Annotated in this window: 28 protein-coding genes; 20 read left to right on the top strand and 8 right to left on the bottom strand. The window is 47.4% G+C overall.

Features of this window, described 5'->3' with window-relative positions:
- Window positions 1-56: 56 nt before the first annotated feature.
- The 5 genes from mpl (at window position 57) to F5971_RS05205 (ending at window position 4,425) form a co-directional block, all read left to right on the top strand.
- Complete coding sequence (mpl, locus tag F5971_RS05225; RefSeq protein WP_193494343.1) at window positions 57-1,421, top strand: UDP-N-acetylmuramate:L-alanyl-gamma-D-glutamyl-meso-diaminopimelate ligase; 1,365 nt, start codon at window positions 57-59, stop codon at window positions 1,419-1,421.
- Entirely contained in the window at window positions 1,418-2,041 is a 624-nt protein-coding gene (locus F5971_RS05220) for a flavin prenyltransferase UbiX (RefSeq protein ID WP_193494342.1), read from the top strand. The genes mpl and F5971_RS05220 overlap by 4 nt, the downstream gene beginning before the upstream one ends.
- 79 nt (window positions 2,042-2,120) lie before the next feature.
- The gene (gene tsaB / locus F5971_RS05215) at window positions 2,121-2,813 is read left to right on the top strand and encodes a tRNA (adenosine(37)-N6)-threonylcarbamoyltransferase complex dimerization subunit type 1 TsaB (protein ID WP_193494341.1); all 693 of its coding nucleotides are present in this window, start codon (window positions 2,121-2,123) and stop codon (window positions 2,811-2,813) included.
- Window positions 2,810-3,628, top strand: a complete 819-nt coding sequence (locus tag F5971_RS05210) for an undecaprenyl-diphosphate phosphatase (protein WP_193494340.1) — start codon at window positions 2,810-2,812, stop codon at window positions 3,626-3,628. The genes tsaB and F5971_RS05210 overlap by 4 nt, the downstream gene beginning before the upstream one ends.
- A gap of 5 nt (window positions 3,629-3,633) precedes the next feature.
- Entirely contained in the window at window positions 3,634-4,425 is a 792-nt protein-coding gene (locus tag F5971_RS05205; RefSeq protein WP_193494339.1) for a class I SAM-dependent methyltransferase, read from the top strand.
- A gap of 6 nt (window positions 4,426-4,431) precedes the next feature.
- Here the strand turns inward: F5971_RS05205 and F5971_RS05200 are convergent, their stop codons facing one another.
- Together F5971_RS05200 and F5971_RS05195 are read right to left on the bottom strand one after the other, a co-directional pair.
- The gene (locus F5971_RS05200; RefSeq protein WP_193494338.1) at window positions 4,432-6,684 is read right to left on the bottom strand and encodes a 1-acyl-sn-glycerol-3-phosphate acyltransferase; all 2,253 of its coding nucleotides are present in this window, start codon (window positions 6,682-6,684) and stop codon (window positions 4,432-4,434) included.
- Between the two features lie 8 nt (window positions 6,685-6,692).
- Window positions 6,693-6,896 carry a SlyX family protein gene (locus F5971_RS05195; protein ID WP_036509336.1) on the bottom strand — a complete coding sequence of 68 codons (204 nt, stop codon included), beginning with the start codon at window positions 6,894-6,896 and terminating at the stop codon, window positions 6,693-6,695.
- Between the two features lie 208 nt (window positions 6,897-7,104).
- Between F5971_RS05195 and F5971_RS18655 the strand changes: the two genes are divergently transcribed.
- Window positions 7,105-7,536: a cold-shock protein gene (locus tag F5971_RS18655; protein WP_036509339.1), complete on the top strand. Its 432-nt coding sequence runs from the start codon at window positions 7,105-7,107 to the stop codon at window positions 7,534-7,536.
- Between the two features lie 66 nt (window positions 7,537-7,602).
- Here F5971_RS18655 and F5971_RS05185 read toward each other — a convergent pair whose 3' ends face one another.
- Entirely contained in the window at window positions 7,603-8,403 is an 801-nt protein-coding gene (locus F5971_RS05185; RefSeq protein ID WP_036509341.1) for a M48 family metallopeptidase, read from the bottom strand.
- A gap of 258 nt (window positions 8,404-8,661) precedes the next feature.
- On the opposite strand from F5971_RS05185, the gene F5971_RS05180 reads away from it, so the two are divergent.
- The 9 genes from F5971_RS05180 to dnaB all read left to right on the top strand — a co-directional run bounded on the left by F5971_RS05180 (window position 8,662) and on the right by dnaB (window position 15,275).
- Window positions 8,662-9,255, top strand: coding sequence for an anthranilate synthase component II (locus F5971_RS05180; protein ID WP_036509344.1), 594 nt, complete (start codon window positions 8,662-8,664; stop codon window positions 9,253-9,255).
- 22 nt (window positions 9,256-9,277) lie between these two features.
- Window positions 9,278-10,324, top strand: a complete 1,047-nt coding sequence (gene trpD / locus F5971_RS05175) for an anthranilate phosphoribosyltransferase (RefSeq protein ID WP_036509346.1) — start codon at window positions 9,278-9,280, stop codon at window positions 10,322-10,324.
- On the top strand, window positions 10,321-11,130 hold the full coding sequence (trpC, locus tag F5971_RS05170) for an indole-3-glycerol phosphate synthase TrpC (RefSeq protein WP_036509349.1): 810 nt from the start codon (window positions 10,321-10,323) through the stop codon (window positions 11,128-11,130). Before trpD ends, trpC begins: the two co-directional genes overlap by 4 nt.
- Window positions 11,131-11,153: 23 nt before the next feature.
- Window positions 11,154-11,558, top strand: a complete 405-nt coding sequence (locus F5971_RS05165) for an OsmC family protein (RefSeq protein ID WP_036509350.1) — start codon at window positions 11,154-11,156, stop codon at window positions 11,556-11,558.
- A 134-nt stretch (window positions 11,559-11,692) separates the two neighbouring features.
- Window positions 11,693-12,124 (top strand): 30S ribosomal protein S6, encoded by a 432-nt coding sequence (rpsF, locus tag F5971_RS05160; RefSeq protein WP_036509352.1) that lies wholly within the window; start codon window positions 11,693-11,695, stop codon window positions 12,122-12,124.
- Between the two features lie 23 nt (window positions 12,125-12,147).
- On the top strand, window positions 12,148-12,375 hold the full coding sequence (gene rpsR, locus F5971_RS05155; RefSeq protein ID WP_036509353.1) for a 30S ribosomal protein S18: 228 nt from the start codon (window positions 12,148-12,150) through the stop codon (window positions 12,373-12,375).
- A gap of 14 nt (window positions 12,376-12,389) precedes the next feature.
- Window positions 12,390-13,250: a hypothetical protein gene (locus F5971_RS05150; RefSeq protein ID WP_237748539.1), complete on the top strand. Its 861-nt coding sequence runs from the start codon at window positions 12,390-12,392 to the stop codon at window positions 13,248-13,250.
- Window positions 13,251-13,289: 39 nt separating this feature from the next.
- Window positions 13,290-13,736 (top strand): 50S ribosomal protein L9, encoded by a 447-nt coding sequence (rplI, locus tag F5971_RS05145; RefSeq protein WP_036509356.1) that lies wholly within the window; start codon window positions 13,290-13,292, stop codon window positions 13,734-13,736.
- Between the two features lie 153 nt (window positions 13,737-13,889).
- Window positions 13,890-15,275: a replicative DNA helicase gene (dnaB, locus tag F5971_RS05140; RefSeq protein ID WP_193494337.1), complete on the top strand. Its 1,386-nt coding sequence runs from the start codon at window positions 13,890-13,892 to the stop codon at window positions 15,273-15,275.
- Here the strand turns inward: dnaB and F5971_RS05135 are convergent.
- The 5 genes from F5971_RS05135 to F5971_RS05115 form a co-directional block, all read right to left on the bottom strand.
- Window positions 15,272-15,712, bottom strand: a complete 441-nt coding sequence (locus tag F5971_RS05135) for an acyl-CoA thioesterase (protein WP_036509358.1) — start codon at window positions 15,710-15,712, stop codon at window positions 15,272-15,274. The genes dnaB and F5971_RS05135 overlap by 4 nt on opposite strands.
- 92 nt (window positions 15,713-15,804) lie before the next feature.
- Complete coding sequence (bioA, locus tag F5971_RS05130) at window positions 15,805-17,094, bottom strand: adenosylmethionine--8-amino-7-oxononanoate transaminase (protein ID WP_193494336.1); 1,290 nt, start codon at window positions 17,092-17,094, stop codon at window positions 15,805-15,807.
- Between the two features lie 19 nt (window positions 17,095-17,113).
- The gene (tsaA, locus tag F5971_RS05125; protein WP_036509362.1) at window positions 17,114-17,836 is read right to left on the bottom strand and encodes a tRNA (N6-threonylcarbamoyladenosine(37)-N6)-methyltransferase TrmO; all 723 of its coding nucleotides are present in this window, start codon (window positions 17,834-17,836) and stop codon (window positions 17,114-17,116) included.
- A gap of 12 nt (window positions 17,837-17,848) precedes the next feature.
- A complete protein-coding gene (locus F5971_RS05120) occupies window positions 17,849-19,492 on the bottom strand; it encodes a Na/Pi cotransporter family protein (RefSeq protein ID WP_036509364.1) in 1,644 nt (547 codons plus the stop codon).
- Window positions 19,493-19,576: 84 nt separating this feature from the next.
- Entirely contained in the window at window positions 19,577-20,272 is a 696-nt protein-coding gene (locus F5971_RS05115; protein ID WP_081763765.1) for a ComFC family protein, read from the bottom strand.
- A gap of 114 nt (window positions 20,273-20,386) precedes the next feature.
- On the opposite strand from F5971_RS05115, the gene bioB reads away from it, so the two are divergent.
- From bioB to bioD, 5 genes are read left to right on the top strand one after another with little or no spacing between them, the layout of a single operon-like run.
- Window positions 20,387-21,436 (top strand): biotin synthase BioB, encoded by a 1,050-nt coding sequence (gene bioB / locus F5971_RS05110; protein WP_036509367.1) that lies wholly within the window; start codon window positions 20,387-20,389, stop codon window positions 21,434-21,436.
- Between the two features lie 5 nt (window positions 21,437-21,441).
- On the top strand, window positions 21,442-22,626 hold the full coding sequence (gene bioF, locus F5971_RS05105) for an 8-amino-7-oxononanoate synthase (RefSeq protein WP_193494335.1): 1,185 nt from the start codon (window positions 21,442-21,444) through the stop codon (window positions 22,624-22,626).
- Window positions 22,623-23,411 carry an alpha/beta fold hydrolase gene (locus tag F5971_RS05100; RefSeq protein ID WP_036509383.1) on the top strand — a complete coding sequence of 263 codons (789 nt, stop codon included), beginning with the start codon at window positions 22,623-22,625 and terminating at the stop codon, window positions 23,409-23,411. The genes bioF and F5971_RS05100 overlap by 4 nt, the downstream gene beginning before the upstream one ends.
- Window positions 23,408-24,208 carry a malonyl-ACP O-methyltransferase BioC gene (bioC, locus tag F5971_RS05095; protein ID WP_036509386.1) on the top strand — a complete coding sequence of 267 codons (801 nt, stop codon included), beginning with the start codon at window positions 23,408-23,410 and terminating at the stop codon, window positions 24,206-24,208. Before F5971_RS05100 ends, bioC begins: the two co-directional genes overlap by 4 nt.
- The gene (bioD, locus tag F5971_RS05090; protein ID WP_036509389.1) at window positions 24,205-24,885 is read left to right on the top strand and encodes a dethiobiotin synthase; all 681 of its coding nucleotides are present in this window, start codon (window positions 24,205-24,207) and stop codon (window positions 24,883-24,885) included. The genes bioC and bioD overlap by 4 nt, the downstream gene beginning before the upstream one ends.
- The last annotated feature ends 56 nt before the right edge of the window (window positions 24,886-24,941 follow it).

Below are 24,941 nucleotides of genomic sequence, written 5' to 3'. Positions count from 1 at the left end.
AGCACAGGTGAAAACTGTTATGATGATCTCAATTTAATGTTGAGGATTATTTGGCTGTGCATATTCATATATTAGGTATTTGCGGGACCTTCATGGGCTCTTTGGCGATACTTGCGCGTCAACTAGGGCATAAAGTGACGGGTTCAGATACACATGTCTACCCACCCATGAGTACTCAGCTTAAGGATCAGGGTATTGAGGTAATTGAAGGGTATGATCCGGAACAACTCAATCCTGCACCGGATCAAGTTGTTATTGGTAATGCGATGTCGAGGGGAAACCCTTGTGTTGAATATGTATTGGAAAAAGGACTGTCGTATACCTCAGGACCGCAATGGTTACACGACCATGTGCTCCGTGATCGTTGGGTCTTGGCGGTTGCAGGGACTCATGGCAAAACAACCACGGCGAGTATGTTAGCTTGGATTTTAGATCAGGCAGGAATGGCGCCAGGATTTCTTATCGGTGGTGTTCCTAAGGGATTTACGACCTCGGCTCGCATGGGCGAAACTCCGTTTTTTGTTATTGAGGCCGATGAGTACGATACCGCTTTTTTTGATAAGCGTTCGAAGTTTGTTCACTATAGACCCAGAACGTTGATCATGAATAACTTAGAGTATGATCATGCGGATATCTTTCCGGATCTAAGTGCAATCCAACGTCAGTTTCATCACTTGCTGCGTCTGATTCCGGCCAGCGGGCAAATCGTATGTCCGGCTGATGATGTCAATCTAGAGCAGGTTTTATCAATGGGCTGCTGGAGTGAAGTGGTTAAAACAGGATTGGTGCAAGGGGCAATCCAAGCGCGTTTACTTAGCCAGGATGGGCGGGGTTTCTCTGTCGTTGTTGGTGGAGAGGATCTTTGTGATGTCCATTGGTCATTGACGGGGCATCATAATGTGTTAAATGGTTTAAATGCCATGATGGCGGCCCATCATGTAGGCGTCACCTTTCCTCATGCAGCTGAGGCCTTGTCGAGCTTTCCGGGTGTCAAACGAAGAATGGAGTTGCTGGCTGAAGTCAATCAAATCAGAGTGTATGACGATTTTGCACATCATCCAACAGCAATTAAAACAACGCTTGAGGGTGCACGTGCGCATATCGGATCTCGGCCTTTGTTCGCCATCATAGAGCCTCGCTCCAACACGATGAGGATGGGTGTGCATCAACATGCGCTTGTCGAATCGGTTGCCGCAGCTGACCGCGTTTTTTGGTTCCAACCCACTGGAACCGATTGGTCTTTGAAGACGCTCGTTGAAAAAAGTCCCGTTGCTTCAGAGGTGCATGATTCGTTGGTTGAGCTGGTCTCTGCTGTGCTTGGCGCGGTGACACCTGGCACAGACATTGTCGTGATGTCGAATGGTGGTTTTGGCGGTGTTCATCAGAAGCTGATTGACGCGTTAAATGGAGTCTTAAAATGAGTGAGGTGTTTGCGCGGCGAGTGTCACTGGCGATTACGGGCGCCTCTGGTGTGCAATATGCATTGCGTCTTCTTGAATGCTTGGTGGCAGCGGATTGCCAAGTATTTTTGATGATCTCTAAAGCGGCACAGGTGGTGGTAGCGACTGAGACGACGCTCGGATTGCCGGGTGCGGCTGAGCAGCAGGAGATATTCCTGTCTGCTAAATATCAAGCGCGCTCAGGGCAAATTAAGGTTTTTGGTCGTGAACAGTGGATGGCTCCCTTGGCGTCAGGCTCGGGTGCACCCTCCTCGATGGTGATTTGCCCCTGTAGTACAGGCACGTTATCGGCCATTGCTTGTGGAGCCAGTAATAACCTCATTGAACGTGCGGCTGATGTGGCGTTAAAAGAGCGTCGCCAATTAATATTAGTGCCCAGGGAGGCGCCTTTTTCTGAAATTCATCTCGAAAATATGTTGAAATTATCAAGGATGGGGGCAGTGGTCTTGCCGGCTTGTCCTGGCTTTTATCATCAGCCGACAACAATCGACGATTTGATTGATTTTGTGGTTGCAAGAATCTTATCTCAACTAGGTTTGGAGCATGCTCTTTTACCGCGTTGGGGCGAAAAATACATTTAACTCAATTTCTGGGCTGTGCATTCTGTTTGTTGAATCGTTAGAATGGCTCGTAAAATATTGTTGTGCGGAATATACACTGATGTCGCGAATACTTGCGTTAGATACGTCAACGGATGCTTGCTCAGTCGCTCTTTTAAACGGAGATGAGCTGACGCAGGAGTTTCGAATAGAGCCAAGACGTCATACCCATCTCTTATTGCCAATGGTGCAGTCTATATTAGCATCCTCGTCTTTAAGGCTTGAGGATCTTGATGCGATTGCGTTTGGGCGTGGCCCTGGGTCCTTTGCCGGCATCCGAATTGCAACGGGTGTTGCACAAGGATTAGGGTTGGCCGCAGATTTACCTTTGATTCCGGTATCGACACTGGCGGCTATGGCCATAACGGCTCAATCAGCAGCTCAAGGATTGCCCATTTTAACGGCCTTGGATGCGCGTATGGATGAGGTCTATTGGGCACTCATTCGCTTCGATGAAGGGAAAATAGTCTATGAAGTGGAAGAACGCGTGTCTGCACCGAGCGATGTGTATGTGCCCGATTCTTTTTCTCAGGTGATGGGTGTCGGCAGCGGTTGGGCGTATGCCCAGGCGATGGAGTCATTATCCGAGGTAAACCTCTTGTTAGATCAGCCTGAGTCTATTTATCCGACGGCTGCAGCGATGCTCACACTTGCTAAAGAGTCATTGGCTAGGGGGCAGGTTAGCCTTGCCGATGAAGTTAGGCCTGTGTACTTAAGGGATGATGTGGCTTGGAAGAAAAAGGACCAGCAATGAATGTAAGCGAATGGATTCAAATCATTTTTCTAGCCTTGGTTCAGGGGTTGTCGGAGTTTCTTCCAATTTCCAGTTCGGCACATCTCATTTTACCAGCCCAGCTTTGGGGCTGGGAGGATCAAGGCTTAGCGTTTGATGTGGGTGTACATTTGGGGACCCTGATCGCGGTTGTAGTGTATTTTAGACAGGATATTCTCTTGTTGTTTAAGGCTTGGATCTTGTCTCTCAAGGGTGTTTCTACGTCAGAAGGGCTATTGAGTTGGTTGGTGATATTAGGAACACTGCCTGCTGTGATAGCCGGAGGGCTATTTGTCTCTGCTATTGAGCACTGGGGGCGTTCTATTTTAATTATCGCTGTAACAACAATTGTTTTTGGTGCGCTAATGGGGTTGGCTGACGTGTATCGTTCTGAACGTCGTTCCTTGTCTGAAATTAACGTTAAAGATGCGGTTTGGATCGGACTTGCTCAGGCAATGTCGTTGATACCGGGGACTTCTCGTTCAGGCTCTACGATCACGGCCGCATTATTACTTGGTTTTGATCGTCAGTCGGCTGCTCGTTTTTCATTTTTATTATCAATTCCCGTCACGTTCGGTGCCTGTGTCATGATGATGGCGCGCGTGCAAACTGGGGTCAGCGTCTTACCACTTGAAATGTTGTTTCTGGGGGCTTTAGTCGCTGGGGTAAGCGCCTGGTGTTGTATTCATCTTTTCCTTAAGTGGATTGCAAGCATTGGCATGATGCCGTTTGTCATCTACCGTATGATATTGGGCGCTGTTCTTTTACTTGTGTATTTCTTTGGAAGTGGTAGTTAGAGTCGATGAGTTGCGCTTTAAATCTTGCTTGTACCTGGTTTGATGAGGCCTTTGAGCGGCCAGCTCAAGCGCTGGCGCATAAGCTGAATGTGCCAGCGAGCGGGCATGAGTGTTTAGATACCAGTGACTATGCCTGCTTGCTCATTGTCGATCAAACGGGGATACAGTTGCAGGTGACGGGCAAAAAGCGGCCGGGCCCCGTTAGAGTAGATTTCGTCTCAGGTGCGGTTGCGCATCGACGTCAATTTGGTGGCGGCACAGGGCAGTTAATTGCCAAGGCCTGTGGCTTGAATAAAGGGGTGCGACCCCTAGTCGTCGATGCGACTGCAGGTTTAGGTCGGGACGCGTTTGTGTTAGCGACCTTGGGGTGCTCTGTTATCCTGCTTGAGCGTTCAGCGTTGGTGTTTGAGCTGCTCAATGATGGTGTCGAGCAAGCACGTCGAGTTTCTGAAATAGCGGAAATCGTTGAACGTATGACGTGCAAAGAGGTGGACTCAATCGAGTGGTTGAATTCCTTGAGCTCAGAGGATAAGCCAGATGTCGTGTATCTTGATCCAATGTTTCCCCACACCGAAAAATCGGCGCAGGTAAAAAAGGAAATGCTCTTGTTTCGCAGTCTCGTTGGGCAAGATAACGATGCGGCAGCTTTATTGGAGGCTGCCCTTAAAGCGGCACGCTACCGAGTTGTCGTCAAACGACCGCGAAAGGCGCCTTGTGTCGAAGGTACGCCTCCAACCTATCAGTTGGAGGGGAAATCCTGCCGTTACGATATTTATGCGTTAAAAAAGTTTGACTGACAGCTACTAGTGACGTGTCTCTAATAGGCGTTTAGCCTTATCGGTAAGGTGTTTTGACAGAATGCGCTCGCACAATCTCAAAATAGGCCTTAAGGGTCTTGAGGTTTGCAGAATGCCCTCATGTGCGACAAGCAGTTGATGTTCCAATAGTTGATTGATAAAGCTCTCCAGAACACGTTTATCCGCATACTCTGGAGCATGGAAGCCGAACATGTCGTGTATCTCAATGGCTAAAGCCTGTGTGCGCGCAATCAGTTCATCCGCTTTAGCAGGCACTGTTTTTGCCTGCAGGGTCAGTAGTAATAGGTATTGTCTCAATAAAATCGGCTCAACGAGTCGCATCAGGTGTATTGAGATCGTTGGCTGTTCAGAAGAAAGCAGCCCAAAGTCATTTAGCGCTTGATACGCCATTTGCACAGAGCGTAAAGGCTCTGCGGATTCAGTATTTAAGCTCAGTTCAGCGGCAAGGAATGGGTAAACAGCCAGCATGAGCTGCAGGCGTTTTAGATGGGATGTCTTGGGTAATCGACGCAGGACGAGCAGCCATAAGCCGGGTAGAGCGACCTCGTGCAGCAACATGTTTCGATAAAAGGTTAACTCAGCTGCCTGCGCTTCATTGACCGTAATAAAAGCCCCATTTCTGATGATTTGATGACGGTCGATGGCATCTTGACACCATTGCTGTATAGGCAATTCTATAGATGGGTGATCGGGCAATAGGAATGCGTAGAGTTCGCGAATACGCTGCGTTAAGTCATTTTCGGCGATAGATAGGTTGGGTGTGCTCAAAAGCAAAGTCGCGATAAGGCTCATTGGCATTGGCACGGATGCCGCATTGATTCGGCTCATAACGAGATGAGCAATGGCGTGCACACGTTGTTCAGAGGGCAGGTGGCTCACATCATCAGGAAGAACCGCTTCACCTATGTTTAAGGAAACCTTGCCGTAGGATTGAAACAAAATCCGTGCAGACTTGAGTGTGCCGATTAAGCTCTCTTTCTTTTTTTTCTGACCGGATAATTCTTGTTGATAGCTATGGCTTTCAACCAATCGATCATAGCCAATCCAAACGGGGATAAAGGCGATTGGACGAGTGGGGAGCTGGCTTGCTGCGTCCAATGTCATATCAAGCAGACCTGTTTTGGCTGGCAATAGACGTCCTGTTCGGCTGCGTCCTCCTTCAACAAAGTATTCAATACTATGGCCGCGCTGCATCATTAAAATTAGATAGCGACGGAAAAGCGTTGAGTAATCGCGATCCCCTTTAAATTGCCGCCGGATAAAAATAGCCCCTCCTTGACGTAGAAGCTTGCCCACAATGGGAATGTTCAAGTTATCCCCAGCGACCACATGGGGGACCATCAGTCCGTTTTGGTAGAGCAGCCACGAAAGTAATATATAATCTAAATGACTGCGATGACAGGGAAGGTAAACGAGGTTATGGGTTAATGCCAGTTTTTGCAGTGACTCAATCCCACTCAAGTTGATCTCTTGATAGAGGCGCTTCAACATAAACGCGATCATACGATTAAGCACTCTCGCGGTTTGAGGGCGAAAATCCGCTATCATTTTGTTGAGCTGAGCTCGCAAGGCTGCTTCTGTTTTTATAATGGATTTGGGTGACTCTTGTGCATGCCGATAAATAATGTTCTGAATGTCGTGCGACATGATGACTTGGTTGATGAGTGCACGTTTGCTCGATAGGTCAGGGCCAAGAATCGCTTGTTGTGTACGCTGAAAATGTTCACTGAGCAACCAAATGCAGCGTTGAAGTATGACCAGTGACGAAATGCCCGGTTGGCTGATATCACGTAAATGTAAGGGTTCGTCAATACGAATGAGTGTGGATCGGCCTTTTATCAAAAGGTTAAACCAAGATAGAAAAGGCGTTGGTTTTGTCCAACTCTCATTGAAGAGTGTCATTAACTTAGTCGGTTGACTCGCTGGCATATGGCCGACGAGCAGCGTGATGGGTTGTAGCAGAATCTCATCATCAGATTGACTCAATTGTCGATCAATCAATTTCTCAAGGCTTAGCGTGCTTTGAGTATGAAGCGCGTTTACGTCAATAAGTTGCTCCGAACAAAAACGAACCCCTTGCGCTTCTAGCCACTGGGCCAAAATCAGCCTATTAACTGAGGATGCATGCTCCAGTACATAATACACCTGAGCGTTTCGCTGCAGCTTATCTTGACCTATGACCCGAATACGCGTTAATAATCGGATGAAGCATCGGTTAATAGACGTCAAAACAGTCATAAAGAGGCTCAGTAGTGAGGAGGTAGTTGATCAACTAGTGGCTCGGAACCGACACTGAGCTCGTTCAGACGGTTGTTGAGATGGATTAATGAGTGCGTCAATCGCTCAATTTCTTTTTCTTGACGAGCGATGATGCTGCTAAGCTGGTCAATCGCATCTTCTTGGAATGCCACTCGGCTTTCTAAATCCTGCATACGCGTCAGTTCGGACATGTTGATGTACCTGTCATTTCGGTGTCAATGTTTGAATAAGGTTAGACCATTCTCTATATCGTGATCATAACGCATTGAAAAAAGGTGTAAACTACGATATACCTGCAGGTTGTAATTCTGTTGTGCATACCTTGTCGGGTAACGCAACAGGTGTAGATGTGTATTGTATCTAAATTCTAAGTATTAAAAAGTGAAAGAGATAAGATAGATGAGTGGTAATCAATTGATCAAAAATAGTATTGTGAGTGGTGTTGTTGCCGTTATTGTTGCGGTTGTGGTAAGCCTATTGGCAGATAATCTGTACCTAGTGTTGGCGATTACATTTGCTTTGGTGTTTGGTGCGGGGTTTATTCAGGCGAGCTCATTGTCGAACGCATCCGCCGTACAAAATACGCTTGATGAAGATGACGACTTTATCAGCGAAGATGACGATCGAGAGGCTGGAGCGGTCAAGTGGTTTAACGCCTCAAAAGGATTTGGCTTTATTACACGGGATAACGGCGATGATGTGTTTGTTCATTTTAGAAATATTCGTGGCAGAGGACATCGCTCATTGGCTGAAGGGCAAAAAGTTCGTTTTTATGTTCGCCAGAGTGACAAGGGTTTGCAAGCGGAAGATGTGTCGATTGTAAAAGTCTGATGTTCTTTAGGCAAAAAAAGCGAGATTGAGTTCTCGCTTTTTTTTGTCTAAAAATCAGCGTTGGTTCTAAGGTTTTTTACAGTTGGGACGCTGTCCACTACGAATCGCTTGTTCGTAAGCCTGCATTGCGCTTGGCATTGCATTCTCTAGTGTTCGAATTCGATTGTTAGGGCCTGGGTGGGTGGATAGAAATTCAATGGGGGCTGTGCTCGCTTTTGCGGCCATGTTTTGCCAAAGGTTGATGCTCTGTCGTGGATCAAAACCCGCCCGTGCCATTAAATCCAGTCCGATGAGATCAGCTTCGGTTTCGTGTTGCCGAGAAAAGGGTAAAAGAATGCCGACCTGAGTGCCAATACCTAACGCGGCAAGGAGTTGGTCATTGGGTTTGTCACGATTGGCAAGGATGCCGGATAGCACGGCGACACCCATCTGAGTGGCGAAGTCAGCCGAAACACGCTCATTTCCGTGCTTGGCGACAACATGCGCAATTTCGTGACCAATCACGGCGGCCAATTGATCGGGAGTTTCAGCTAGGTCGATCATGCCCTTATAAACGCCAATTTTTCCACCCGGTAGTGCAAATGCATTGGGTGTGGGCGAATCAAACACTTCCACTTCCCAGCTCCCTTGAATATTGTTGGCACGCAACAACTGATTGGTAATGCATTGGACGTAATTGCGGGTCGAGGCATGCTTTAAGACTTTTTCTTCCTGTTTTAATTGCTCAAAGCTCGTACTGCCCATTTGTGCCAGCTGTTGCTCATTAAAAAGCGTAAATTGAGAGCGTCCAGTCGGCGAAGTGGCACAGGCAACCGTAAGGCTAAGTATGCAGCTAATGGATGCTGCCTGAAAAAAACGCTTAAGCATTTAATCACTCCAAATCAATATATGCCGCTAAGTATAGCCTCACAAGCTGACTGGAAAATGAATGTCTTTGTTTACCTGTTGATAGGTCGGAAGGGGCGTCAGCGTCTGTTTAAGTGGCCCAAGGAGACTTAATTAAATGAATTGAGCTTTTTCAGAGTGATGTTGTGCTGTGATACACTTTGATATAGGCGTTTGAAGAGCGTTTGAGTTATAAAGCCAATCCTTAATATCCATTTGTTTAGAAGAGGTCGCCACTGAATGCTACTGATGATCGACAATTACGACAGCTTCACTTGGAACTTAGTGCACTATTTTCGTGAGCTAGGTGAGCAAGTCGAGGTCTATCGTAATGATCAACTCACGCTGACAGAAGCTGAACAGCTTAATCCTGCGGCTCTGGTTATCTCTCCAGGCCCCTGTACACCAGACCAATCAGGGATATCAATGCAAGCCATTCAACGCTTTGCAAACAAAATCCCTGTGCTGGGCGTGTGTTTGGGGCACCAAAGTCTGGGGCAAGTCTTTGGTGCCAACGTGCAGAGGGCGGCCAAAGTAATGCATGGCAAAACGTCTCTGGTATATCACGAAGGACAAGGAGTGTTTCAAGGCTTGAATAATCCTCTTAGAGTGACACGTTATCACTCGTTGGTTGTTGATCATAAAAGCCTTCCTGATTGCTTTGAAGTAACGGCGTGGACGGCACATGAAGATGGTTCAGTTGATGAAATTATGGGAATCAGGCATATTCCATCCGGTGCCGAAGGTGTTCAGTTCCATCCTGAGTCCATTTTAACGGAGCAGGGGCATGAGTTGCTGGCCAATTTCCTTCGAAAGATAAAAAGTACCACTTAATCGGTTTACGGAGATTTGATCCATGAATATACAGCAGGCACTGGCTAGGGTTGTTGAGCACTTAGATTTAAGTCGTGCTGAAATGGTAGATGTCATGCGTCAAGTCATGACGGGTCAGTGTACGGAGTCTCAGATCACGGCATTCTTGGTTGCATTGAGAATGAAGAGTGAGTCCATCGACGAAATTACGGGGGCTGCTCAGGTGATGCGAGAGTTGGCTGTGCCAGTGACGCCCAAGACGGAAAAGCGCTTAGTTGATATTGTTGGAACGGGCGGAGATGGTGCCAATCTTTTCAATATATCGTCTGCTTCGGCTTTCGTTGCCGCAGCGGCAGGTGTCAAGGTTGCCAAGCATGGAAATCGTGCCGTATCGTCCAGCAGCGGTAGTGCCGATGTGCTGGAGTCATCGGGGATTTTTTTGGGGATTACGCCTGATGAAGTTGCACAGTGCATCGATGAAGTCGGAGTCGGTTTTATGTTTGCGCCTTCCCATCATGGTGCGATGAAGCATGCCATCGGTGCCCGAAAGTCTCTAGGCTTGCGGACATTGTTTAACATATTAGGTCCGATGACCAATCCGGCTGGGGTCAAGCACCAGGTGATCGGGGTGTTTAGTGAAAAGCTTTGTCGACCTATGGCTGAGGTGATGCAGCAGTTAGGGGCTGAGCATATTTTGGTCGTGCATGCAGACGATGGTTTAGATGAAATTAGTTTGGCCACGCATACGCATGTAGCTGAGCTTAAGGATGGGCAAGTGACGGAATACTCGATAACACCTGAAGATCTCGGTGTTGACAGTCAAAGTCTCATAGGTTTGGAAGTCAAGAGCGCGGCTGATTCGCTCCTGATAATACAGAATGCATTTTCCGGTGGTGTGGATAAAGTCTCAATTAAAGCCAAAAGCATTATCGCACTGAATGCTGGTGCAGCTATTTGGTTGGGTGGTGAAGCGGATTCACACCAAGATGGTGTCGTTAAAGCCTTTGAAATGATGGATCAAGGGCTAGCACTGAAAAAAATGACAGCGTTAGCTGAGTTTAGTCAACAATTTAATAAGGGTGAGTCATGAGCGATACGCCAACCATCTTAAAAAAAATCATCGCGCGCAAGCATGAAGAGGTTGCCGAACGCTCGGCTCAGGTCAGTATTGATGCTCTGAAGGCTAAAATAGAGGCGCAAAAAGGCACAGAGTTCGAGCCCAGAGGGTTTGTTCAGGCGCTGGAGTCGGCGTTGTCGGAAGGACGATCTGCCATTATTGCGGAGGCAAAAAAAGCCAGCCCATCTAAAGGTGTGATTCGAGAAGACTTCAACCCTGCCGACATCGCCATCAGTTATGAAAAAGCAGGTGCCAGTTGTTTGTCGGTACTTACTGATGTAGATTTTTTTCAAGGGGCTGACGAATATCTCCAGCAAGCGAGAAATGCATGTCGACTACCCGTGATACGTAAAGACTTTATTGTAGACCCTTATCAGATCTATGAAGCCAGAGTATTGGGTGCCGATTGTATCTTGTTGATCGTCGCGGCGCTGACGGATGAGCAGTTGCGTGATCTGTCGGCTTTGACGCAGGCGTTGGGAATGGATGTTTTGGTTGAGGTTCATGGTGCAGAGGAGCTGCAGCGCGCATTACCCTTAAATACACGTCTGCTAGGCATTAATAACCGGGATTTGCACAGTTTTGAGGTTTCTTTGAACAATACCTTCAGTCTGTTGGAGCAGATACCAACCGATCGTATTGTTGTCACTGAGAGCGGTATCGTCACACCGGATGATGTGCGTTTGATGCGTTCGCATCAGGTGAATGCCTTTTTAGTCGGGGAGGCGTTTATGCGAGCCGATGACCCCGGTCATGAATTACAACGCCTTTTTGCATAAGGTTTGAACTGGATGATTAAATTATGAAAGCAAGCGTAAAATGGGATGGCGATCTTCGCTTTAAGGGCACCAGCGGCAGCGGATTTGATGTCATGATTGATGCAGATCTGCAGCAAGGGCCTCGACCTATGGAGCTGATGCTGCTTGGATTAGGCGGCTGTACGAGTTTTGATGTGGTAAAAATACTGCAAAAATCGCGGCAAGATGTCACGGATTGCGTTGCGGAAATAGAGTCTGAACGTGCAGACGCTGTGCCTGCCGTCTTCACCAAAATACACGTTCATTTTATTGTAACTGGTAAAGGCCTAAAAGAGTCACATGTGAGTCGTGCTGTGACCTTATCGGCTGAACAGTACTGCTCAGCCTCTTTGATGCTGGAAAAGGGTGGTGTTGAGATTACGCACAGCTTTGAGATTCGAGAAGCTTGACAATATAGCCTGTTTTGCTGTTGTAAATAAAAACTTGACAGCGTAGAATATGGCTCCGTTTTATTTTATTAACTCCTTGCTTTCGGTGACACCAAACGTGTGATCTGAGGGCTGTAAAACCGTAAGGAGCAACAATGCGTCATTACGAAATCGTGTTTCTGGTTCACCCGAATCAGAGCGAGCAGGTTCCAGCAATGCTGGAGCGTTACAAAAATTTGATCGAAGGTGCTGAAGGCGCTATTCATCGTCTGGAAGATTGGGGCCGTCGTCAAATGGCTTACCCAATCAACAATGCTCATAAAGCGCACTATGTTCTTATGAACATTGAATGCAACCAGGAAACCCTGGACGAGCTTGAAAGTCTTTTCCGTTACAACGATGCCGTTTTGCGTAGCATGATCATTCGTTGTAAAGAAGCGATCACTGAAATCTCTCCTATCAAAGCAGCAGAGTCTCGTGAAGAGCGTAAGCCACGTCGTGAAGATCGTGGTGACCGTCAGTCAAGAGATCATGACTCAAGCGATATTGATGTCGATGCTGATGAGCAGGAAACTGCTGAAGATTAATTCCATTTTTTAGGAGAGTTAACATGGCCCGTTTTTTTCGTCGCCGTAAGTTTTGTCGCTTCACCGCTGAAGGTGTTTCACAAATCGATTATAAAGATTTAGAAACATTGAAAGCCTACATTACTGAAACTGGTAAAATTGTACCAAGCCGTATCACTGGCACTAAAGCACGTTACCAGCGTCAGTTGGCAACAGCGATTAAACGCGCGCGTTACATCGCATTGCTGCCGTATACTGACGGTCACCAGTAGAAAGGGTTCTCGCCATGATGCGTACCCTTGCAGAAGTGATTATGAAGGGGCGTAATCAGGCGATCATGGTGGTTGTTATTGCGGCCATGCTGCCATTGCTCTATTGGGTAAGTGCAGCAGCCGTAAGTCTGATCACTCTGAGAAGGGGTGTGTCGGATGCGTTAAAGATTTTAATCTGGGCATTACTGCCAGCCATTGCATGGGTGCTTTCGGGTGATCCCAGTGCGGCCGTAGTTATCGTTAGCAGTTTTGTACTGGCAACGGTATTACGGACAACGTCAAGTTGGCAGCAAGTGTTAATCGCAGTTGTACCCATGGGTATTGTTGTGAGTTTTCTACTTGAGCTAGGGTTAGGATCTTTGCTGGATCAAATTGTTGAGGTAGCTCGTCAGCTGGTTACTCAACGCAGTGCTGCCAATCCTGCATCTGCTCTAAACGGGTTTTCGGACGAGAATATACGAAACTTGATTTTGGGCGCCATTACGGCATTTCATGTTGCCGTTGTGTTGGGGTGTTTGATGTTGGCTAGAAGCTGGCAAGCCGGATTGTATAATCCAGGTGGGTTTCAACAAGAGTTTCATTCACTGCGATTGCCACTTGTATTCGCAGTGAGCTTGGTGATCCTTCTGCTTGCCGGAAATGCGTTGCTGCCAAATAGTAGTCGATGGTATGCCTTATTGTTGCTGCCTCTTCTAGTTGCAGGCATCGCTTTGGTTCATGGCGTGGTAGCAAAACGATCACTTGGAAAGACATGGTTGGTGGCTTTATATCTATCAATCGTCTTTATGGGTCCCTATGTAGTTACATTGCTGGTGATTCTCGCGTTGATCGATGCTTTATTAGATCTGCGATCACGAATCCCGGCTGGGAATTAAGACACTGCAACACTATTGCAGAAAAAAGAGGTTTGCGAGATGGAAGTTATTCTGCTCGAAAATATTGGTAAGCTCGGAAAACTGGGCGACAAAATATCTGTAAAAAGCGGCTTTGGCCGTAACTACTTGGTTCCTCAAGGTAAAGCGGTTTCTGCTACTGCAGACAACATTGCACGCTTTGAAGAGCGTCGTGCTGAGCTTGAAGCGGCTTCTGCTGCTAAATTAGCCGCTGCAATTGATCGCGCTGAGAAACTGAATGAAATGGAATTGTCTGTTGTCACCAAAGCCGGTGATGAAGGCAAGCTGTTTGGTTCAATTGGTACGCGTGACATTGCTGATGCGATTACAGGTGCAGGTATTGAAGTTTGCAAGAGCGAAGTTCGCTTGCCGTCTGGTACAATTCGTCACATTGGTGAATTCAACATTGGTCTGCAATTGCACCCAGAAGTGAATGCATCTATCAAGTTGGTTGTTGTTGCTGAATAATTCCAGCACCTAGACACAACTCAAGCGTCGTGTAACTCTTCGAGTACACGGCGTTTTTTTTGCGTAACGCAAATGCTTGTCTCAGCAATAGACGAGTCGTTACAATGGTCCCCCTTCCAATGCTTCTCTTTCGATTCATATCAGGTACTTATTATGGACTATGCTGATCCTCAACAAGACATCGTTGACCAGATAAAAGCCCCTCCTTTCTCACTCGAAGCTGAGCAATCAGTGCTGGGTGGGCTTATGTTGGATAATAATGCATGGGATACCGTCTCTGAGATTTTGGTGGATGGTCACTTTTATCGCTCGGAGCATCGCATTGTCTTCCGAACCATGCAAAAACTGGTCGATGATAGCCGTCCGATCGACGTTGTTACCCTGTCGGAGGAGTTGGATCGCAATGATGATTTAGAACGGGTAGGGGGGCTTGTTTACTTAGTTGAATTGGCGCGTAATACGCCGAGTGCTTCTAACATACGTGCATACGCTGAAATCGTCCGAGATCGTGCATTACTGCGCCAGATGATCAACGTTGCCAATGAAATAGCCGAAAATGCATTTTCACCTCAGGGGCGTGGTTCAGATGAAATCCTGAACGAAGCTGAGCAGAAAATCTTTCAGATCGCAGAGAATCGTCCAAATCAAGGAGGACCTGAGCCGATCAACCCGCTTTTGAAACGGGCCGTGGAGCGCATTGACCATCTGTTTAATAATGCTGACGCCCTCACGGGGGTCACCACAGGTTTTGATGACCTAGATACAAAAACAGGAGGTCTGCAGCCTTCAGACCTAATCATAGTTGCGGCACGTCCTTCTATGGGGAAAACCACATTTGCCATGAACCTGGTTGAGAATGCTCTGATGGGCACGCAACGTCCGGTATTGGTGTTCAGCTTAGAGATGCCTGCAGACCAGTTGGTTACACGTATGTTATCGTCACTAGGTAAAATCGACCAAACCCGTGTTAGAAACGGGCAACTTGTTGAAGAGGATTGGCCGAAGTTAACGGCGGCCGTTAATATGCTCAAGGGAAAGCCCTTGTTTATTGACGACACGGCAGGCATTAGTCCAAATGAAATGCGTAGCCGAGCAAGACGTATTGTCCGAGAACATGGTGATTTGGCGTTAATCATGGTCGACTATTTGCAGTTGATGCAGTTGAAGACGGGCAAAACAGAAGGGCGAACTGCTGAAATTTCGGAGATTTCACGATCCTTAAAGGCGTTGGCTAAAGAAATGCAGTGCCCGGTTGTTGCCTTATCACAGCTGAACCGAAGTCTTGAAAATCGTCCAAATAAACGTCCAGTCAACTCAGATCTAAGGGAGTCAGGAGCGATTGAGCAGGACGCCGACGTCATCATGTTTATCTACCGAGACGAAGTGTATAACGAAGACAGCCCAGAAAAAGGGGTTGCAGAAATCATCATAGGTAAGCAGCGTAATGGCCCGATAGGTACATCACGCTTGGCCTTCATTGGTAAATACACACGCTTTGAAAACTTATCGCATATTCATTACGACTATCCTGAAGACTAAGATTCGCCAGCATCTTTGAATACACGATCTTTAAAGGCATCGGGTAAAAGTGATACTTTTCGGGTCGTGTAGTCAAAAAAGACGACGCCTGTCTTGGCATGAGCGATTTCAACGGCTGTTTTGCGATTGGTGAGTAAATAATAAAAATCGCATCCATATTTGTTGAAGTCGCCCACCGAAATATCTACTTGGATGACATCTCTATGGAAGCCCTCTGCTTTATAAATGATCGCAGAGTCCGTTAGGATAAGTCCAAGTCCTTCGATATCAAGTTCACCGTAACCCAGTTGGTTGAGAAAACGTATGCGGGATTCGTGAATGATTGAGAGAAGTGCATCATTGCTTAAATGCCCGCCATAATTAATGTCACTGATTCGAATCGGTATTTCAGTGCTAAATAGGTAGTTATCTGGCATATCGATTTTGATGCGTGGCATGATTGTTCTTCCTTAGTCATGAGATTTTTCTAACGCAATTTTAATCTATCTATATCATAAAAGTGCGTTGTAACAAGTCAATCTGAACGAGATTAAAGTGAGGTTACAACTCGCACTATGCCCTGGCATAAGGTCGCCAAGTCCTCATCTGTGATTACATAAGGTGGCATGACATAAACCAGTTTTCCAAATGGGCGCACCCAAATGCCTTCTTCAACGAACTTTGGTTGCAAGCGTTTGAGTTCGCAGGGGGCGTTAAGTTCGACGACACCAATACCGCCGAGGCAACGCACATCGGCAACCTTGGGATGATTCTTGAGGATCGCGAGATGTTGCGTTAGTTGAGCTTCAAGCCTTAGGATATTGCTTTTCCAATCCCCCTCAAGCAGTAGCGTTACGCTTTCCAGTGCAATGGCACACGCGAGAGGATTGGCCATAAAGGTTGGACCATGCATGAAGCATCCCGCACCGCCTTGAGAGATGGTTTTGGCAACATGATCGGTGGTCAGTGTTGCAGCTAGGCTAAGATAGCCGCCCGTGAGCGCTTTGCCTAAGCACAGAATATCGGGGGCGATATTGGCGTGTTCGCAAGCAAACAGTTGGCCTGTACGACCAAACCCCGTGGCAATTTCGTCGGCAATGAGCAGGCAGCCATATTGATCGCAGAGGCGTCTGGCATGACGAATATAGTCAGCGGAGTAAAAGCGCATGCCACCAGCACCTTGAACAATCGGTTCCAGAATAAGGGCTGCGGCCTCCGTATGATGCTGCTTGAACGTCCTCTCCAATGCATCTAAATCGGATGCGAGCAGTGCCTCTCCAAAGGGGGTTTCAGGTGCTGGAAGAAAAATTTGACTGGGTAAGGCCCCTTGAAAAATCTGATGCATCCCTGTAACGGGATCGCAGACCGACATAGCGGCAAACGTGTCACCGTGGTAGCCACGACGTAAACTGATGATGCGATTTTTACGGGTATACCCACGTGCTTGCTGATACTGCAAAGCCATTTTGATGGCGACTTCAACACTGACAGAGCCTGAGTCAGAAAAAAACACCTTCTCCAAGCCATCGGGGGTTATCCGCACCAGTTTTTGTGCTAAATCAATCGCTGGCATATGCGTTAAGCCGCCAAACATTACATGTGAAAAGGCATCGATTTGATTTTTCGCGGCTTGATTCAGACGTGGGTGTCCATAGCCATGAATGACAGACCACCAAGACGCCATGCCATCTATTAAGGTTTGGCCGTTGGCCAGTGTGATTCTGACCCCCTTGGCTGAGGTGACGGGATACACCTCAAGCGGGTCCGTCATGGATGAATAGGGGTGCCAAATGTGCTCACGATCAAAGGCGAGTGCACCTGTGAGTTTTGGATCATGCATAGTGGAGCTCTCAATGGAATTATGGAGTGGAGCGGGTGTCAAGCGCATCAATACTCAGGACTTGGATAGATTGCGCCTCGACTTTCCAGCGTATGTTAAACTCATGTAACGCAAGTCCATAGATACGCTCATCCTTGTCAGATTTATAGGAGGGGCGTGGATCGAGTCTTAGCACGTCTTCAATCTGGGCTTTCAAGGAATAGCCTTGAGATGTTTCGATGCGGTCACACACTTGAATGGCTGACGCTGAAAAGACCACCTCTTTTTGGCTATCAGGCGCATCGGCAGCCCAGTTAAGCTCGGCATCTGTTAAACAGTCCGAATAAGGAAGATAAGGCTTGATGTCCAAAACCGGGGTGCCGTCTAGAAGGTCTGCTCCCGACACATCTAACCAGACTTTGTCTTTATCAATGCGTACGCCATCCAATTTGACCGCTGAGAGCCCGATTGGATTGGGCCGAAAGGTCGAACGGGTTGCAAAAACGCCCATTTTCTCATTGCCACCCAGTCGAGGCGGGCGCACACTGGCTTTCCAGCCAGCAGCAGCCGTCGCACTGAACGCAAAAATAACCCAGATATGTGAGACGTCCTCCAGTCCTTTGACGCTGGCGGCAGAACCATAGGGCTGCCAAATCTCGATGCTTGCCTTAAGCGTGTTTGCTAACCCCGGTTGCCTTGGAATGCCAAATTTCTCTTTAAATGGGCTGTGCACTTGACCTATGTAATCGAGTGTAAGGGACATAGAACCTTCTTGTTAGTTCGTCGCTGCAGTCGGCATTGCCAAAGGGGCTCTCTGAGCAGCGGGTGTAGCGTAGCTCCAGTAACGTGCACCTTTTTCAACCTGTTCAGCAAGACGGTTAATATGGCTGACAGCATCTAAAAGCGCGATGCTGTCTTCACTTGATAAATGGCCTAAGGTACTTTGCTCAAGCAAAAGACTTTTCAAGGTTTGGTATTCTTTTTCCAAGGTTAAGACAAGTTGATGGCCTTGGGTACCTTGAACAGAACTCCCTTCCTTAATTTCACATAGATCGATCAAGGCAATCACTTGTTTCTGATAATTAAAAATAGCTTGTTTAACGCTCTTGTTTTCGACTTGGTCAAGCATTGAATAAAATTCAGGCAGTTTTGCTGATAAGCGAGTGACTTCGCTGTAGTAGCGCATGACGCGCATGGAAATGGGGAGTACTTCATGAATGTCGGGTGATAGATTTTGACGTCCAATCTCTTGATTAAATTCAGCAATTTTACCAATTAAGTATTGAATCCCCTTGGCTTGTTGCTCCAGTTTAGCTGTGGCATTACGCTCTGAGCTAATGGCTTCTCTAGCTAAACGGCTTGATAATTGGCTGACGCGGCTGAGTTCAAGGCTGATGGCTTCGATAGCGAGGGTTGGCGTATTAATGATGGTCTTATCGATGAAACGGGGTCTTGCCTCATCTTCTTCTTGGCTACGAAAACGGGTGAGTAAAAAGCGCTCCAGAGGTGTTGTCAGCGGCCACATGAGGACAACACCCATGACATTAAATAACGTGTGAAACAAGGCGAGTAATATAACCAAGTCATATTGTTGCGGATTCAGGGCATCTAACTGTCCTGCCAATAGCATGAGCAACACAAGCCCAACACAACCGGTTAATAGATTAAAGGCTACATGTGCAGCCGAGATACGCTTCGCATTGGCTGTTGCGCCAATTGACGCCAGAATTGCGGTGGTTGTTGTGCCGAGGTTGGCTCCGATGACAACGGCTGCGGCAGCTGACATGGTAATCGAATCGGTGTACACCAAGGACAAGGCAATGGCCATGACGGCTGCAGACGCTTGCATTAAAAATGTCATGACGAAACCTGCAATGACAAATAACCCTAAGGCCAATACACCCGTTCCCAAAGCCGCTAACTGAAAATCATCGCTTAATCCATCAAATCCAGCCCTCATAAAATCAAGGCCGATAAAGAAAATACCAAAACCGACGAGCGCTGTGCCGAGGTGCGAGATACGCTGTTGTTTCCCGATAACTTGCAGCAACATTCCCATACCAATAATGGGTAGGGCAAATGCGCTGATCTGAATTTTGAAGCCGATGGTGGCCACGAGCCATCCCACCATGGTTGTGCCAATATTGCAGCCATAAATAACAGCAATTGACTGACCCAAAGTGAGCAGACCCGCATTCACAAACCCTAAGGTTGCAACGGTAACTGCACTTGATGACTGCACAAGAGCGGTAATCAGTGTTCCAGATACGAGCCCTCTTAGACGTGAACGTGTGGCAAACTCCAGGGCTTTTTTAAGCGAACGTCCTGCTGCGTTTTTCATACCGTTGGTGAGCAGTTGCATGCCCAGTAAAAACATACCTATGCCGCCGAGCAACTGGCCAAACATTTCAAATGTCATAGGGGAGATCCTTTGCTGATCTGATTGCTTTATTTTTATCTAATAATAGCCTGAAACTTAACGAAAAATAATCTTTATGCCGGATTATTCAGGCGTGCGAGCCAAGACCCAAATGTCAACGGTTTCGACGCCGTTGTTTTTGAGCAACCGACTAATTTCATTGACGGTGCTGCCCGTTGTCATCACATCATCCACGATTGCGACTCGCTTAGGAAGAGGCTTGTTGAGGCGAAAGCAATCGATCAGATTCTGTTGACGCTCAATAAAATTTAACTCTTTTTGATGCGGGGTTCGTTTGATTTTTCGAATCGCACCTAAATGGGCAGGCAAGGTTAATTGTTTCGAAATCAGATGAGTAAGCAAGGATGACTGATTGTACCCTCGTTTTATTTCATCCCACGGGTGCATGGGTACTGGGACTAAGGCATCAGGGAGTGGAAGGTCTTTTGACAGGATATACTCCGACATAAGACTCGATAGCCAGCCTAGATGTGAGGTTTTCTTGGCGTATTTAATGCTGGGTAGCAATCGATCAATCGGAAATACATATCGAAAAGTGGCTAGGGTTGTATCAAAGGCTGGGGCGTGTTTTAGGCAGCATGTGCAAATCTGCTTAGTCGGAAAAGGGGTGGGACGTCCACATTGATGACAGCAGGATATCGACCAAGGAAGGTCGGACATGCAGTCATCACAGATGCCGAACGTGTTCGCAGGGTGCAAACCGCACAATACACATGTATGGTTATTTTTTAACCACTTGTTAACTTTGTTGAAAAGCATTGGTTGACAAGTCCTTTTGTCAAATTATTATCGCTACCTAATATCCTGTACACGCACATCAGTGTTGGCCGACATCCATTTGGCCAGCGTTGATCATTAAAATAAGGTCACTCAATGCAATACTCTAGCGCAATACGTCATGATTGGACAGAGCCAGAGGTTCAGGCTCTTTTTTCGTTACCCTTTAGTGATTTGATTTATCAAGCACAGACGGTCCATAGGGCGTATTTTGATCCGAATGCGGTTCAAGTGAGTACGTTGCTTTCGATTAAAACCGGTGCTTGTCCAGAAGACTGTAAATACTGTCCTCAAAGTGCCCATTACAACACGGATCTCGAAACCGAACGTTTGATGAAAGTGAGGGCTGTATTAGAAGAGGCCCGTGCCGCAAAGGCAAAAGGCGCAACACGTTTTTGCATGGGGGCCGCGTGGAAAAACCCCAGAGCAAAGGATATGCCCGCGATTTTAGAGATGGTGCAAGGCGTTAAAGCGATGGGGTTAGAAACCTGCATGACGCTTGGAAGCTTAAGTTCCGAGCAGGCGGCTTCACTCGCCGAGGCGGGCTTAGACTACTACAATCACAATCTGGACACCTCCCCTGAATACTATGGTCAGATCATCACAACACGCTCCTATCAAGAGCGTTTAGACACCCTGTCACATGTTCGGGACGTGGGCATGAAAGTGTGCTGTGGTGGCATTTTAGGGCTCGGAGAAAGCCAACGAGATCGAGTCGGTCTGCTCTTAACCTTGGCAAACTTGCCGGCACACCCAGAGTCAGTACCCATTAATATGTTGGTGAGAGTAGAAGGGACGCCTTTAGCCGATGTTGAAGATCTTGAACCCTTTGAGTTTATTCGAACCCTGGCTGTTGCTCGGATTATGATGCCAGCGTCACATGTGCGTTTGTCGGCGGGAAGAACGGCGATGAATGAACAAATGCAGGCTCTGTGCTTTTTGGCAGGTGCGAACTCTATTTTTTACGGTGAAAAGCTGCTGACAACCGAAAATCCGATGGCGGATGCAGATCGGGCTTTGTTTAAAAAATTAGGTATTCATCCGGAGCCGATTCAAGTCTCCGATGAGGATGACGAGGTAGCGCAGTTGATGGATCAAATCCAAATTCAGAAGGATCGTGAATTTTTCTACGATGCATCACGATGAACTCCATGGATTTAATCTTGCAGGCCGCACTCGATGAACGTGCGTTGTCGCATTTGTACCGTCGACGGCTAACGCATAGTGGCCCACAAAAACCGCTCTTGCAGGTTGAAGGGGAGTCATTGCTAGCATTTTGCTCCAATGATTACCTTGGCTTGGCAGCTGACCTCCAAGTTGTATCTGCACTGACGAGGGCTGCACATGAGTATGGTTGTGGTGGTGGAGCCTCTCACTTGGTCTGTGGTCACAGTCAAGCTCATCACCAATTAGAGGAAGAGTTGGCCGCGTTTACGGGACGGGAAAGGGCACTATTATTTTCAAATGGATACATGGCCAATATGGGCGTGATCACGGCATTGACGCATGCATCCGATGCTATCTTCCAAGATAAACTGAATCATGCCTCTCTGATTGATGGCGGATTGTTGAGTCGTGCCACATTCAATCGCTATCCGCACCTCAACTATGACGTGCTTGAAAAGCGCTTGATCCAGTCTCAGGCGAATCGGAAACTGGTGGTCAGCGATGGTGTATTTAGCATGGATGGTGATACCGCCGAAATTGATCGCTTGAGTCGTGTCTGTCAGTCTCATAATGCATGGCTGATGATTGATGATGCTCATGGTTTTGGGTGTCTTGGTGAAAATGGCGGCGGTGTCGCTGAAGTGTATCGCGCATCGCAAGCGCAATTACCGATTCTGATCGGCACGCTTGGCAAGGCGTTCGGTACCTCAGGCGCCTTTGTTGTTGGATCTCATGCTCTAATCGAAACGCTGATTCAATTTGCGAGACCTTATATTTATACAACGAGTCTATCGCCTGCTATTGCTGAAGCGACGCGTGTAAGTTTGTCCTTGATTCAAGCAGAGGGGTGGCGGCGTCAAAAACTTCAGGCGTTAATTGCCTATTTTAAAAATGGATGCCAAGCACTCAACCTTCCCTTAATGCCATCATCGACACCGATTCAGCCTTTACAGGTGGGGGGATCGCAACAGGCCCTTAAGATCAGTCATGCCTTGAGAGAGAAAGGGATACTGGTGACTGCGATACGACCACCGACGGTGCCGGATGGACAGTCACGTCTACGAGTGACCTTGACAGCACTGCATGATTTTACCCACCTAGATCGGTTGCTGGATGCTCTGTCTGATTTGGCGCCCTTGTTTGTTGAACCGGTGGAGCGTCAGTCATGAGTGCGAAACAGGCGGGAAATGCACCTTTAGACCTAGTGGTGTTAAGCGGGTGGGGCAGTGATCCGAGCATATTTGATGGATTCCTATCCAGATGGTCTTCGAGTTTTCGGATCACCAAGATCGATTATCAGTCAGTACCACTGCCAAGTGGAAATGAGAGCATCAAAGACCTTAAGTTGCATTTAATCGACGCGCTGCTTGAGCAAGTGCCTCAAAAGGCGATTTTACTTGGCTGGTCATTAGGTGGATTGGTGGCCAGCTGGATTGCAGATCGATTGCAGGCAAAAGCTCTTATTACGTTAGGCTGGAACCCTTGCTTTGTTCAGAAGGTCGGCTGGCACCCTGCAATGCCGCAGGATGTGTTTCAGGTATTTTCCTCAGATTTTAAAGCGAATGTTCGGCAAATGCAGATGCGTTTTATTGCTCTGCAATCGCAGGGTTCCGTCCAGGCATCAAAAGAACGTAAGGCCTTGTTAGCAAATCGAAAAGACTACTTGGATGCACAGGCATTAGAGCAGTCTTTGCAATACCTTGGATTGTTGGCATCGGATGCCCGTTCCGAACTGGTTCAGCTCAATTGTCCTTCATTGTTGCTCTATTCTGAGCATGATGCGTTGGTTCCGCTAGAGATTATGTCTGAGGTTAGCCCTCTAAACCTTCAATCAACGGTTGGGTTGATTGAAGGTTCCGCTCATCTACCTTTTATCTCCGAGCCGGAACAGGTGAATCGATATTTGTACGACTTCTTGCGTCAGCAGAATCTAGTGGCTGAGGAGGACGTATGATTGCAGGTTATGCTGATGAAAAGCGCAAAATTGCGGCACAGTTTAGTCGTGCGGCAAAGGAGTATGATAGTGTGGCCTCTTTTCAGCGAGAGGTGGCCGATTATTTATTGAGCACCCGAGTGAACTCCGCGCAGGCTGCGAATGAGGTCTGGTTAGATTTAGGTGTGGGAACGGGCTATGCATTGCCCTGTCTTCGGCAATTGAATCCGCGAGGTGTACTCATCGCATTGGATATAGCGGAAGGCATGTTGGCGCAGGCGTCTGGCCGATGTGATCGGTTGGCGGTGAGCAGAGTCTGTGGTGATGCAGAGCATCTTCCCTTCGCTGCGGATACAGTGCATCATATTTTTAGTAGTTTGGCTGTGCAATGGTGTTTTGATCCAAGCCAGTTATTTAAGGAGTTGCATCGAGTTTTAAAGGTCGGTGGTCGTGCAACTTTGGCAACCTTGACTGAATCGAGTCTCTTTGAATTAAAGCAAGCATGGCGAAGTATCGACAATGATGTGCATGTGAATCGTTTTTTATCTCATGGTGATATTCTCAAGTATGTGCAGCCATATTTCTCAGTGGACTCTGAAGAAAAGTCCTATCCTTTGAGCTATCCCGATGTGATGAGCTTGATGAGAGATTTAAAAAAAATTGGTGCCAATCATGTCATTGGCAAGGCATCATCGGGTTTGAGTAAACGCTATTCTGCGCGTCAACTGATGAAAGCCTATGAGCCTTTTTCAGAGGGAGGCGGTGTGATCGCAACCTATGACGTGTGTTTTTTAGATCTTGTAAAGGTATCTGAATGAAACAACATTTTTTTATTACCGGCACGGATACTGGGGTCGGTAAAACACTGGTGTCAACTGCCCTGTTAACCTTATTTAATCAGCAGGGGTATGCAACGATTGGATTAAAACCCGTTGCGGCAGGTTGTGAGATGACACCCGAGGGATTGCGCAACGACGATGCTTTGCAGTTGCAAAACGCAGCGAGTGTTGAGTTGGATTACGACTTAGTGAACCCTGTGGCGTTAGCACAGCCCATAGCGCCTCATTTGGCGGCGGGTTTTAAAATGCTCAGTGCCGAGCGGATTGCTGCGTTTTGCCGTGGAGCTATGCTGCACGATGCCAACATATACATTATTGAAGGGGCTGGTGGATGGCGCGTTCCTTTGAACCGCAGAGAAACCATGGCAGACATACCCAAGCTTCTAGAGATCCCGGTGATATTGGTTGTGGGAATGAAGCTCGGTTGTCTTAATCATGCCTTGCTGACCGCTGAATCCATTCGTCGAGACGGTTTGCAACTAGCCGGATGGGTGGCAGTCGAAACCGAGCCATCAATGCTCGTACTGAATGAAAATATACGCTCCTTGCAAGAACGAATTCCTGCGCCATTCTTGGGACATATACCCTATATGGCTGCACCCAGCGCTGAAGCTGCGGCAGCATGTCTCAGTATTGAGTGTTTAGAGGTCGTCTAAAAAAAATTGAACAAAATATGCTCAATTCTGTCATATGTGCTATACTCAGATTGACG

This window comes from Nitrincola alkalisediminis (assembly GCF_009821115.1).
Lineage (GTDB): Bacteria > Pseudomonadota > Gammaproteobacteria > Pseudomonadales > Balneatricaceae > Nitrincola > Nitrincola alkalisediminis.
The sequence above is the reverse complement of the archived record's forward strand: the minus strand, read 5'-3'. Positions and strand labels throughout refer to the sequence as shown.

Excerpts from the sequence above, each read along its gene's own strand:
- F5971_RS05205 (WP_193494339.1), top strand. The coding sequence starts at position 3,634 with ATGAGTTGCGCTTTAAATCTTGCTTGTACCTGGTTTGATGAGGCCTTT.
- F5971_RS05135 (WP_036509358.1), bottom strand. The coding sequence starts at position 15,712 with ATGCCACGCATCAAAATCGATATGCCAGATAACTACCTATTTAGCACT.
- F5971_RS05210 (WP_193494340.1), top strand. The coding sequence starts at position 2,810 with ATGAATGTAAGCGAATGGATTCAAATCATTTTTCTAGCCTTGGTTCAG.
- bioB (WP_036509367.1), top strand. The coding sequence starts at position 20,387 with ATGCAATACTCTAGCGCAATACGTCATGATTGGACAGAGCCAGAGGTT.
- trpD (WP_036509346.1), top strand. The coding sequence starts at position 9,278 with ATGAATATACAGCAGGCACTGGCTAGGGTTGTTGAGCACTTAGATTTA.
- F5971_RS05185 (WP_036509341.1), bottom strand. The coding sequence starts at position 8,403 with ATGCTTAAGCGTTTTTTTCAGGCAGCATCCATTAGCTGCATACTTAGC.
- rplI (WP_036509356.1), top strand. The coding sequence starts at position 13,290 with ATGGAAGTTATTCTGCTCGAAAATATTGGTAAGCTCGGAAAACTGGGC.
- F5971_RS05195 (WP_036509336.1), bottom strand. The coding sequence starts at position 6,896 with ATGTCCGAACTGACGCGTATGCAGGATTTAGAAAGCCGAGTGGCATTC.
- F5971_RS05165 (WP_036509350.1), top strand. The coding sequence starts at position 11,154 with ATGAAAGCAAGCGTAAAATGGGATGGCGATCTTCGCTTTAAGGGCACC.
- trpC (WP_036509349.1), top strand. The coding sequence starts at position 10,321 with ATGAGCGATACGCCAACCATCTTAAAAAAAATCATCGCGCGCAAGCAT.
- F5971_RS05180 (WP_036509344.1), top strand. The coding sequence starts at position 8,662 with ATGCTACTGATGATCGACAATTACGACAGCTTCACTTGGAACTTAGTG.
- tsaA (WP_036509362.1), bottom strand. The coding sequence starts at position 17,836 with ATGTCCCTTACACTCGATTACATAGGTCAAGTGCACAGCCCATTTAAA.
- rpsF (WP_036509352.1), top strand. The coding sequence starts at position 11,693 with ATGCGTCATTACGAAATCGTGTTTCTGGTTCACCCGAATCAGAGCGAG.
- bioF (WP_193494335.1), top strand. The coding sequence starts at position 21,442 with ATGGATTTAATCTTGCAGGCCGCACTCGATGAACGTGCGTTGTCGCAT.
- F5971_RS18655 (WP_036509339.1), top strand. The coding sequence starts at position 7,105 with ATGAGTGGTAATCAATTGATCAAAAATAGTATTGTGAGTGGTGTTGTT.
- dnaB (WP_193494337.1), top strand. The coding sequence starts at position 13,890 with ATGGACTATGCTGATCCTCAACAAGACATCGTTGACCAGATAAAAGCC.
- bioD (WP_036509389.1), top strand. The coding sequence starts at position 24,205 with ATGAAACAACATTTTTTTATTACCGGCACGGATACTGGGGTCGGTAAA.
- F5971_RS05100 (WP_036509383.1), top strand. The coding sequence starts at position 22,623 with ATGAGTGCGAAACAGGCGGGAAATGCACCTTTAGACCTAGTGGTGTTA.
- bioC (WP_036509386.1), top strand. The coding sequence starts at position 23,408 with ATGATTGCAGGTTATGCTGATGAAAAGCGCAAAATTGCGGCACAGTTT.
- F5971_RS05220 (WP_193494342.1), top strand. The coding sequence starts at position 1,418 with ATGAGTGAGGTGTTTGCGCGGCGAGTGTCACTGGCGATTACGGGCGCC.
- F5971_RS05120 (WP_036509364.1), bottom strand. The coding sequence starts at position 19,492 with ATGACATTTGAAATGTTTGGCCAGTTGCTCGGCGGCATAGGTATGTTT.
- F5971_RS05200 (WP_193494338.1), bottom strand. The coding sequence starts at position 6,684 with ATGACTGTTTTGACGTCTATTAACCGATGCTTCATCCGATTATTAACG.
- bioA (WP_193494336.1), bottom strand. The coding sequence starts at position 17,094 with ATGCATGATCCAAAACTCACAGGTGCACTCGCCTTTGATCGTGAGCAC.
- F5971_RS05115 (WP_081763765.1), bottom strand. The coding sequence starts at position 20,272 with ATGCTTTTCAACAAAGTTAACAAGTGGTTAAAAAATAACCATACATGT.
- rpsR (WP_036509353.1), top strand. The coding sequence starts at position 12,148 with ATGGCCCGTTTTTTTCGTCGCCGTAAGTTTTGTCGCTTCACCGCTGAA.
- tsaB (WP_193494341.1), top strand. The coding sequence starts at position 2,121 with ATGTCGCGAATACTTGCGTTAGATACGTCAACGGATGCTTGCTCAGTC.
- F5971_RS05150 (WP_237748539.1), top strand. The coding sequence starts at position 12,390 with ATGATGCGTACCCTTGCAGAAGTGATTATGAAGGGGCGTAATCAGGCG.